Annotated in this window: 10 protein-coding genes; 1 reads left to right on the top strand and 9 read right to left on the bottom strand. The window is 47.4% G+C overall.

Going from position 1 to position 9975, the window contains the following annotated elements:
• Nucleotides 1–232: 232 nt before the first annotated feature.
• From cspE (L4D12_RS20155) to metK, 9 genes are all read right to left on the bottom strand, one after another.
• On the bottom strand, nucleotides 233–445 hold the full coding sequence (gene cspE, locus L4D12_RS20155; protein ID WP_428449622.1) for a transcription antiterminator/RNA stability regulator CspE: 213 nt from the start codon (nucleotides 443–445) through the stop codon (nucleotides 233–235).
• A 253-nt stretch (nucleotides 446–698) separates the two neighbouring features.
• A complete protein-coding gene (gene cspE, locus L4D12_RS20150; protein WP_428449622.1) occupies nucleotides 699–911 on the bottom strand; it encodes a transcription antiterminator/RNA stability regulator CspE in 213 nt (70 codons plus the stop codon).
• A gap of 401 nt (nucleotides 912–1312) precedes the next feature.
• Entirely contained in the window at nucleotides 1313–1741 is a 429-nt protein-coding gene (ruvX, locus tag L4D12_RS20145) for a Holliday junction resolvase RuvX (RefSeq protein ID WP_428449621.1), read from the bottom strand.
• Nucleotides 1738–2301, bottom strand: coding sequence for a YqgE/AlgH family protein (locus tag L4D12_RS20140; RefSeq protein ID WP_428449620.1), 564 nt, complete (start codon nucleotides 2299–2301; stop codon nucleotides 1738–1740). The genes ruvX and L4D12_RS20140 overlap by 4 nt, the downstream gene beginning before the upstream one ends.
• A 132-nt stretch (nucleotides 2302–2433) precedes the next feature.
• The gene (gene gshB / locus L4D12_RS20135) at nucleotides 2434–3381 is read right to left on the bottom strand and encodes a glutathione synthase (RefSeq protein WP_428449619.1); all 948 of its coding nucleotides are present in this window, start codon (nucleotides 3379–3381) and stop codon (nucleotides 2434–2436) included.
• Between the two features lie 34 nt (nucleotides 3382–3415).
• On the bottom strand, nucleotides 3416–4147 hold the full coding sequence (gene rsmE, locus L4D12_RS20130) for a 16S rRNA (uracil(1498)-N(3))-methyltransferase (protein WP_428449618.1): 732 nt from the start codon (nucleotides 4145–4147) through the stop codon (nucleotides 3416–3418).
• A gap of 103 nt (nucleotides 4148–4250) precedes the next feature.
• A complete protein-coding gene (locus L4D12_RS20125) occupies nucleotides 4251–5006 on the bottom strand; it encodes an HNH endonuclease family protein (RefSeq protein ID WP_428449617.1) in 756 nt (251 codons plus the stop codon).
• A gap of 212 nt (nucleotides 5007–5218) precedes the next feature.
• Nucleotides 5219–5716 (bottom strand): SprT family zinc-dependent metalloprotease, encoded by a 498-nt coding sequence (locus tag L4D12_RS20120; RefSeq protein WP_428449616.1) that lies wholly within the window; start codon nucleotides 5714–5716, stop codon nucleotides 5219–5221.
• A 545-nt stretch (nucleotides 5717–6261) separates the two neighbouring features.
• Nucleotides 6262–7416, bottom strand: a complete 1155-nt coding sequence (metK, locus tag L4D12_RS20115; protein WP_428449615.1) for a methionine adenosyltransferase — start codon at nucleotides 7414–7416, stop codon at nucleotides 6262–6264.
• 404 nt (nucleotides 7417–7820) lie between these two features.
• On the opposite strand from metK, the gene tkt reads away from it, so the two are divergent.
• On the top strand, nucleotides 7821–9818 hold the full coding sequence (tkt, locus tag L4D12_RS20110) for a transketolase (RefSeq protein ID WP_428449614.1): 1998 nt from the start codon (nucleotides 7821–7823) through the stop codon (nucleotides 9816–9818).
• The last annotated feature ends 157 nt before the right edge of the window (nucleotides 9819–9975 follow it).

Raw genomic sequence — 9975 nt, 5'->3', positions numbered from 1 at the left:
TTCATGAGTTATCGCGACATGCGATAGGCTGAAATAAAGATTTTTAATTATCGATAAAGCAAAGGGAAACACGGATAAAACAACATAGAATGTAGCGATAAACAGTTTTCTTTTACGAAACAGATGACAAATAACATTTTTCAGCAAGTAAGATACTTAATTAAAGTTACCTTTAAGTAAATACCCTGATGGGGTATATAGGTAGCGGCAAACCGCTACCTACGCGTAAGTCTTATAGACCTACAACGTTCGCAGCTTGAGGGCCTTTTTGGCCTTGTTCAACATCGAAAGAGACTTTTTGGCCTTCAGCCAAAGTCTTGAAGCCTTCAGAAGCGATAGCACGGAAGTGAACGAATACGTCAGCACCGCCGTTGTCTTGAGTAATGAAACCAAAACCTTTCTCTTCGTTAAACCATTTTACGATACCAGTTGTTTTATTAGACATAGTGTGTCCCTTATATTTAATTTCATGAGTTATCGCGACATGCGATAGGCTGAAATAAAGATTTTTAATTATCGATAAAGCAAAGGGAAACACGGATAAAACAACATAGAATGTAGCGATAAACAGTTTTCTTTTACGAAACAGATGACAAATAACATTTTTCAGCAAGTAAGATACTTAATTAAAGTTACCTTTAAGTAAATACCCTGATGGGGTATATAGGTAGCGGCAAACCGCTACCTACGGGTAAGTCTTATAGACCTACAACGTTCGCAGCTTGAGGGCCTTTTTGGCCTTGCTCAACATCGAAAGAGACCTTTTGGCCTTCAGCCAAAGTCTTGAAGCCTTCAGAAGCGATAGCACGGAAGTGAACGAATACGTCAGCACCGCCATTGTCTTGAGTAATGAAACCAAAACCTTTCTCTTCGTTAAACCACTTTACGATACCAGTTGTTTTATTAGACATTGTGTGTCCCTTTAATAATAAGTCTTAAATTTTATCGCCGATAAATAGCGATATTCTGAGAGTCTGAATTATTGAATGTGACGATGAAGCTAAGGGAAACACTGAGGATGACAACAATAACGAAGGAATTCTGAGGGTTTTACTTTTACTTGATGTTTCATTAATAACTCTGAACAACAGAGCGACGTCATTATTAAACCAAAACGTAAATATGTAAAGGGTTATTTGTGTTTTATTTGTCTGCTTCTTCACATCTTGTTGAAAATTATTAATATATTTGTTTTTTGTGAGTGGCTTTAATAACACATGGTTCAACGTGGGAAAGCAACAGGGTAGAAGATAAGGAAAAAACGGGTACTTTTCAGCAACCCATTTTTTAATATTGCCGAACCTCGAGTTGTTTACCCGTACTGCTGCTCGAACCAGCTTTCGAGGATCACCACGGCGGACTGAGAGTCAATATTGCCTTTGCTCAGGTTGCGGTAGCCGCCACGTTCAAACAACTCGGCACGGGCTTCGGCGGTACTCAGGCGTTCATCATGCAGCACAACTTGGCAGCCGAAGCGGCCATGCAGACGATTGGCAAATTTTTTCGCTCGCGGGGTAATGGCTTCAAGTTCGCCGCCCCGTAAATCGAGTGGCAGGCCGACAACAACGAGATCCGGCTGCCATTCTTTGAGGATTTTTCCGATATCATCCCAGTTCGGGGTGCCATCTTTGGCTTTTAAGGCCGCGAGTGGATTCGCGGTACCAGTCAGTTCTTGGCCGATCGCAACACCAATACTTTTGGTGCCATAGTCAAAGGCTAATACGCTACGTGCGTTACTCATGCATGTCCTTTTTCGATTGAAAGGTGGGTGGCATTAATGCCTAGCTGGGCAATGGCTTTATTCCAGCGTTCACTGATTGGGGTATTGAATACCACGTCCGGGTTGGCCTCAGTCGTCAGCCAGGTATTTTCTGCAAGTTCCAGTTCGAGCTGACCGGCATCCCAACCTGCATAGCCCAGTGCGACCAGAAACTGTTCCGGGGCTTCACTGGTGCCGAGCAGAGATAAAATATCTTTTGAGGTGGTCACTGAAACGTGATCCGTAATATCAATACTGGAGCTGAAACAGCCACTTTTATTGTGCAGGACGAAGCCGCGATCCGCAGAAACTGGTCCACCATTGAATACGGGTTGTTCCAGGCTGCTTGGGTTGTTGACCGGTAGATCGCGTGCGATCTCTATTTGTTCCAACATATTACCGACTGATATTTCAATCGGCAGGTTGATCACAATACCCATCGCCCCTTCATCGTTGTGTTCACAGATGTAAACCACACCACCTTTGAAATTGGGATCTTGCATGCTGGGCATGGCAACCAGAAAGTGATTGGTCAAATTCATGAGAGTACCTGCTACCTGTCTTATTCTTAATAGTATGCCGACTAATTGGCAGAATGGGCAATAATGGGGGGATATTTGAATTCGCTCCACAGCCTTTTGGGTGCTGTGGAGCGACGATACCCCTAGGTGAAACTAGTGGTTAAGGCGCTGTTCAATGGCGTCCATCAACTTGCCAGTGATAGAGATATCAAAAGCGGCTTCAATTTCGCGGATACAGGTTGGGCTGGTTACGTTGATTTCAGTGAGTTTGTCACCAATCACGTCAAGACCAACAAAAATCAGGCCTTTTTCCTTGAGTGTTGGCCCCACCGCTTCTGCGATCTTACGATCGGTTTCGCTGATTGGACGAGCTTCGCCTCGGCCACCAGCAGCAAGGTTACCTCGGGTTTCCCCTTTGGCTGGAATGCGCGCAAGGCAATATGGCATCGGCTCGCCATCCACCATCAGAATTCGTTTATCACCATTGCTGATATCGGGAACAAAGGTTTGTGCCATACAGTAGTTCTGACCCATATTGGTCAGGGTCTCAATGATCACTGAAACGTTCGGATCGTTTTTCATCACACGGAAAATGGACGATCCGCCCATGCCATCCAGAGGTTTTAGGATAATATCGCCATGTTCTTGGTGGAACGCTTTGATCTTATCTGCACGACGGGTGACCATGGTGGTCGGGGTTAATTCAGGGAACCAGGCCGTGAATAGTTTTTCATTACAATCACGCAGGCTTTGCGGTTTGTTGACGATCAGGGCACCTTCAATTTCTGCGCGCTCAAGAATATAAGTCGCATAGATGTATTCAGTGTCAAAAGGTGGGTCTTTACGCATTAATACAGCATCAAGATCGGATAGTGCGATTTCTTGTTCGCTGTGGAACTCGAACCAGCCATTCGGATCTTCTTTCAGGCTAACAACACGGGTGCGAGCAATGGCCTTGCCCTGTTCAAGCGACAGGTCATTCATTTCCATGTAGTGGATTTCCCAGCCACGACGCTGTGCTTCCATCATCATGGCAAAGCTGGAATCTTTCTTGATGTTGATAGACTCAATCGGGTCCATCACGATACCCAGTTTGATCATTGGTTTCTCCTAGTTTGTCTTCCCGTGAGTGGGATTAGCCTAGATCGCCGAAGCGAACCTGCAGGGCGGTAATTGCTGTCATTGCTGCAGTTTCAGTGCGCAATACGCGTGGACCCAGTAGTACTTCATCAAAGTGGTAGGTTTCTGTCATGCTGATTTCTTCTGCTGACAGCCCACCTTCCGGGCCGATCAACAAGCGTACCTTGCTGACAGGTTCAGGCAAAGTGTTGATTGAGTAATGGGCTCGCGGGTGAAGGTTTAGCTTCAAGCCATCATATTCTTCGGCACACCACTCTTCCAGTTTCATTACCGGGCGAATTTCTGGTACCACGTTGCGACCGCACTGTTCGCAGGCAGCAATCGCGATTTTTTGCCATTGCTGGAGTTTTTTATCAAAACGTTCTGCGTTTAATTTAACGCCACAGCGTTCTGAGATCAGAGGGGTTATGATGTTTACCCCTAACTCGACGGATTTCTGGATGGTAAATTCCATTTTATCACCACGCGAGATCACCTGGCCAAGATGGATATCGAGTGGTGATTCGCTGCTGTTTTCACGGCGTTTTTGTATCTCAACTTCCACATTTTTTTTACTGGCATTGGTGATCAGTGCCGGGAACTCGGCGTTACTGCCATCAAATAGCAGCACTTCCTGGCCCGGTTGCATCCGCATCACGCGGCCTACATGGTTAGCGGCCTCTTCGCTGAGCATGATGATACCTGACGCAGGCAGGGTGTCAGGGTGGTAAATTCGTGGGATTCTCATGGCTACTGGTAACCTGTTGGGTTTAATCTGGCCGTATTATATACCCAAGCTACCTCAAGATGCTCGTTTCTGGGGCAGCCAAAATGCAGGCTGCCCAGTGAGACTATTTCACCGTTTTTTTACAGCGGGCCAATAAGGCTTGGTAGTGCACAGTTTCCTCATGACTGAGGGTTAAGCGGTAGGCTTTTACCACCCTCATGAAACGGGGGATGTATTGGCACTGATTTTTTGGCGGCAACCATTCATCCAGCCCTTTTGCCCCTTTCTGACGGTTAAGCGAAGCCTCCACACTGACCAGATTTTTAGGATCGTTCGCGAATGTTTTGCGTTGGTGGGTTGTCCATGTGTTGGCACCGTGTTCCCATGCCCATTTAAGCGGCACGATATGGTCAATATCGATATCTGACGCTTGATAGATCGTCTTGCCGGAGTAAGCGCTATTCCAGCGGCCAGAGACTACCTGGCATTGTTTGTCGCTTTTAAAGCGTACTTGGCCAACAGATTGGGCGATCAGTGTTTCCATCCGGGCGTTCTGGCAGTCTTTATCGTTATCGAGCCAGCCGTGACCGAAATATTGACGCTGATAGGAGGTGTGATTGGCCGTCGTGATTGATTTTTTAGCTTGAGACCCTTTAGGCAGGCGACCACCACTGTTAAGACAAGCGGTGAGGTTGTCGTAGGGGGTAAACGTTTTTGTTCGTTGATAAGACGCACTGCTGCTGTCATGACAGATCCCGCTGGTGGATTTCTTCACCACCAGTGGTTCCATCGCATGGGCCGTTGCAGTCAAAGGCAGCAGCAAAGCCAGTGCCAATCCGTAGCAGACGTGACGCGGTAAGGTAGACGTGAAGTGTCGCATGGTAGTCCTTAGTCAGTTTTGGTACTGATAAGACTATCACTGAAAGGTTTTTTAGAATCGCGTCACACTGTGTTTTTTATTATTTGCATGCGTTGTGGCCAGAATAGAGAGGGGAAATAGCCCTAAAAAAGATAAGCCATATTGATGGTGGTGTGTTAGCTCGGAGAGGAATCGAGGCGCGGCGTAATGATGAATACGCGTTTTTCCTTTAATTAAGAAGAGCCTTTATTTGGTATAAGTTCGAGTGGTTGTGCACAGCGACGGCAATGATAGATGGCTTGGCCACGCAGCATTTTATTATGGCGGCGAACAGAGAGTTGATGCTCGTTGCATTGACATTGGTAGCGAAACGTAGCGCCTTGGACTGAGCTGATATCAAAACTATGTGTTGTGCGAGGTGGAACACCAAACACCTCAGCCATGATGATTTGCCACTCCCTGCCATGGGGGCGAACCTTGCCAAAGCGTTTAAAAACGACTAGATGAGCGACTTCGTGCGGCACCACTTCCTCGAGAAACGCCTGCGGGTTCTCTTGCAGTAATACCGGGTTGAAACGGATCTCCCAGCCTTGCAGACGGGCACAGCCGGCAATTTTCCCCCACTGAGTAAAGTTAACGACCGGCGTTGGTAGTCGCTGGTTTAAGCGCTGGTTGGCTATCTTGATGCATAGTTTGACTTTGGCGATAACTTGGGCGTGAAGTGGGGGCATGGGCTCGGTCAGTGGTGGTGGCTGGAAAGGAAGTATAAAAAAGTTAGGGGAAATAGAGAAGGGACTAGGGACGAATTCCGAGGAAGAGCGGGTTAAGAGCGGAAGGGCGAGAGCGGAGCTATGGGGAAAAGCGGACCTATGGTCCTATGGGTAGATCAAGATCTAGGTACGGGTTTCGAGGTACGAGTTCCGAGGAAGAGCGGGTTAGAACGGAGAAGCAAAAGCGATCCTAAGGCCCTATGGGTAAGAGCGGAATAAAAGCAGGGGTAGAGTCTCAGAATTCGTTCTTTTTCCTTTACACTCGAACCTCGTCCCTCGCTCCTGCTTGTAGGACCATAGGACCATAGGACCATAGGACCATAGGACCATAGGACCATAGGACCATAGGACCATAGGACCATAGGACCACAGGACCACATATCTTTTGCTTTTTCGCTCTTCCTAGTCCCTGATTTTCCGCTCTTAACTGCTCTACCTCGTCCCTAATACAAACAAAAAAGGAAGCTGAGGCTTCCTTTTTTGAGTGTCGTCTTACGCAGTATCGCTTACTTCAGGTTAGCGAAATCACGTAGGATGGCAGCTTTGTCTGTCGCTTCCCATGGGAATTCTTCACGGCCGAAGTGACCGTAAGCCGCTGTTTTCTTGTACATAGGCTTAAGCAGATCAAGCATTTCGATCAGGCCGTATGGGCGCAGATCAAAGTGCTGACGTACCGCTTCAACGATGATTTCGTGTGATACTTTTTCAGTACCGAACGTTTCAATCATGATAGACGTTGGATCTGCTACACCGATTGCGTAAGACAATTGGATTTCACAACGGTCAGCCATGCCAGCCGCTACGATGTTTTTCGCTACGTAACGTGCTGCGTAAGCCGCTGAACGGTCTACTTTTGATGGATCTTTACCAGAGAAAGCACCACCACCGTGACGTGCTGCGCCGCCGTAGGTATCAACGATGATCTTACGACCGGTTAGGCCACAGTCACCCATTGGACCACCGATAACGAAACGGCCGGTTGGGTTGATGAAGTACTTAGTGTCTTTTGTTAGCCACTCTGCTGGTAGAACTGGCTTGATGATCTCTTCCATTACTGCTTCTTGCAGTACGGGTAGCTCAATGCTATCGCTGTGCTGAGTTGACAATACTACAGCATCGATACCAACGATTTTACCTTGATCGTAAGCGAAAGTTACCTGGCTTTTCGCATCAGGGCGAAGCCATGGCAGGGTACCGTTTTTACGCACCGCCGCCTGACGCTCAACCAGACGGTGAGCATAAGTAATAGGAGCAGGCATTAGTACGTCTGTCTCGTTAGTCGCGTAACCAAACATGATGCCCTGATCGCCAGCGCCAAGTTCACGCGGATCTGCACGGTCAACACCTTGGTTGATATCTGGAGACTGCTTACCAATTGCGCTCAGTACTGCACAAGAGTCAGCATCAAAGCCCATCTGTGAGTTGACATAGCCGATTTCACGCACGGTTTCACGGGTGATATCTTCGATATCAACCCATGCTGTCGTGGTGATTTCACCACCGACCATTACCATGCCTGTTTTTACGTAAGTCTCACACGCCACACGTGCTTTTGGGTCTTGTTCTAAGATCGCATCCAATACTGCATCAGAAATTTGGTCAGCAATTTTATCGGGATGGCCTTCTGATACCGACTCAGAAGTAAACAGGTGCTTCGCCATGAGGGCTCCCATAAGTAATGTAATTTGATTATCGTGGGCTCTATATTGATCAAGAATGCGTTACAAACGTGTACACGGATATACGTTTGTATGTATAGAGCTACCTCCGTCTAGACGTCTATAATACTCGCTTAAGCATTAAAATCAACCGTGCGAACGGTAAGGGCATTTCAATGTAACACGAAGCAAACGTTTTCTTTGTAAGGCTTTTATTACAGCAAGTTGCGCGCAGTTATTAGTGGAAGGTTGGCAGGGTATTGATATGAAACTTATTTTTCGAAGGAAAACGTTTGCAGATGAGGGTAAGACTTTGCGACAATACTTACCCGCCGAACTCTGGTTTTCTGGGTCATTGAGGGCCAAGATAAACCGAATCTAACAGTCTACGAATTTCTGGAGCAGACATGTCTTCTCGTAAAGCACTAGCTAATGCAATCCGCGCCCTAAGCATGGATGGTGTTCAACAAGCTAACTCTGGCCACCCGGGTGCCCCTATGGGCATGGCAGATATTGCTGAAGTATTGTGGCGTGGCCACATGAACCACAACCCACAAAACCCGCAGTGGGCTGATCGCGATCGTTTTATTTTGTCAAACGGCCACGGTTCAATGCTGATTTATTCTCTGCTTCACCTGACTGGTTATGAGTTGTCGATTGATGATCTGAAAAATTTCCGTCAACTGCATTCTAAAACACCAGGCCACCCAGAATACGGTTATGCACCGGGTATTGAAACTACCACTGGTCCTCTAGGTCAAGGCATCACCAATGCAGTGGGTATGGCAATGGCAGAGAAAGCCTTGGCCGCTCAGTTTAACCGTGATGGTCATGAGATTGTTGATCACAACACTTATGTGTTCATGGGTGACGGCTGTCTGATGGAAGGTATTTCTCATGAAGCGTGTTCACTAGCGGGTACTCTGGGCCTAGGTAAGCTAATCGCATTTTGGGATGACAACGGCATCTCTATCGACGGTCACGTTGAAGGTTGGTTCTCTGATGACACCCCTAAGCGTTTTGAAGCTTACGGCTGGCATGTTATTCCTGCAGTTGATGGCCATGATGCAGATGCTATCAACGCCGCTATTGAGGCAGCAAAAGCAGAAACCAGTCGTCCAACACTGATCTGTACTAAAACCATCATTGGTTTCGGTTCACCAAACAAAGCCGGTTCTCACGACTGCCACGGTGCTCCACTAGGCGCTGAAGAAATTGCGGCGGCGCGTGAATTCCTAGGCTGGAGCTACGGCCCATTTGAAATCCCGGCTGATATTGCAGCAGAATGGGATGCGAAAGAAGCTGGCGCAGCGAAAGAAGCAACGTGGAATGACAAGTTCGCAGCATACGCAGCAGCTTACCCAGAACTTGCGGCTGAGTTCACCCGTCGTGTAAACGGTGAGCTACCTGCACAGTGGGAAGAAAAAGCCAATGCAATCATTGCTGATCTGCAAGCGAATCCTGCCAACATTGCTTCTCGCAAAGCATCACAGAATGCCCTAGAAGCATTCGGTGCGATGCTACCTGAATTCATGGGTGGATCTGCTGACCTTGCGCCATCCAACCTGACCATGTGGTCTGGCTCTAAATCACTGACAGCGGATGATTTCTCCGGTAACTACATTCACTACGGTGTACGTGAGTTCGGCATGACGGCAATCATGAACGGTATCACGCTACACGGTGGTTTTGTTCCTTACGGTGCAACCTTCCTGATGTTCATGGAATATGCGCGTAATGCGATGCGTATGGCTGCACTGATGAAAGTGCAGAACATTCAGGTTTACACCCACGATTCAATCGGTTTGGGTGAAGATGGTCCGACCCACCAGCCTGTTGAGCAGATCGCTTCTTTGCGTCTGACGCCAAATATGAGCACATGGCGCCCATGTGATCAGGTGGAATCAGCGGTTGCCTGGAAACTGGCGATTGAACGTAAAGATGGCCCATCCGCACTGATCTTCTCGCGTCAAAATCTGGCTCAGCAACCACGCTCAGATGCACAGGTAGCTGATATCGCGAAGGGTGGTTACATTCTGAAAGATTGTGACGGTCAGCCAGAGCTGATCCTGATCGCGACGGGTTCTGAAGTTGAGCTTGCAGTGAAAGCCGCAGAGCAACTAACAGCAGAAGGTAAAGCGGTACGTGTCGTGTCTATGCCGGCAACAGATACATTCGACAAGCAAGATGCAGCTTATCGTGAATCAGTACTACCATCAGATGTCACAGCACGTGTTGCGATTGAAGCGGGTATTGCTGACTTCTGGTACAAGTATGTCGGCTTCGGTGGCAAGATCATCGGCATGACAACTTTCGGTGAATCTGCTCCTGCAGATGAGCTATTTAAAATGTTCGGTTTCACGGTTGAAAACGTGGTTGAGACAGCACAAGAGTTGCTGGCTTAAAACCGGATCGAGAATAAACGGTACTCGTCGAATTACTGATGTGATGGCTGCGGTTTATTTTGAAGAGAAAAAAAAGACCTCCTTGTGAGGTCTTTTTTTTTTAAAAATGAGATCTTCGTCATGGGTAAGATCATGGTTAAATCCAATATGAACTGGC

Source organism: Photobacterium nomapromontoriensis, from assembly GCF_050336815.1.
In the GTDB taxonomy this organism is placed as follows: Bacteria; Pseudomonadota; Gammaproteobacteria; order Enterobacterales; family Vibrionaceae; genus Photobacterium; species Photobacterium nomapromontoriensis.
The sequence above is the reverse complement of the archived record's forward strand: the minus strand, read 5'-3'. Positions and strand labels throughout refer to the sequence as shown.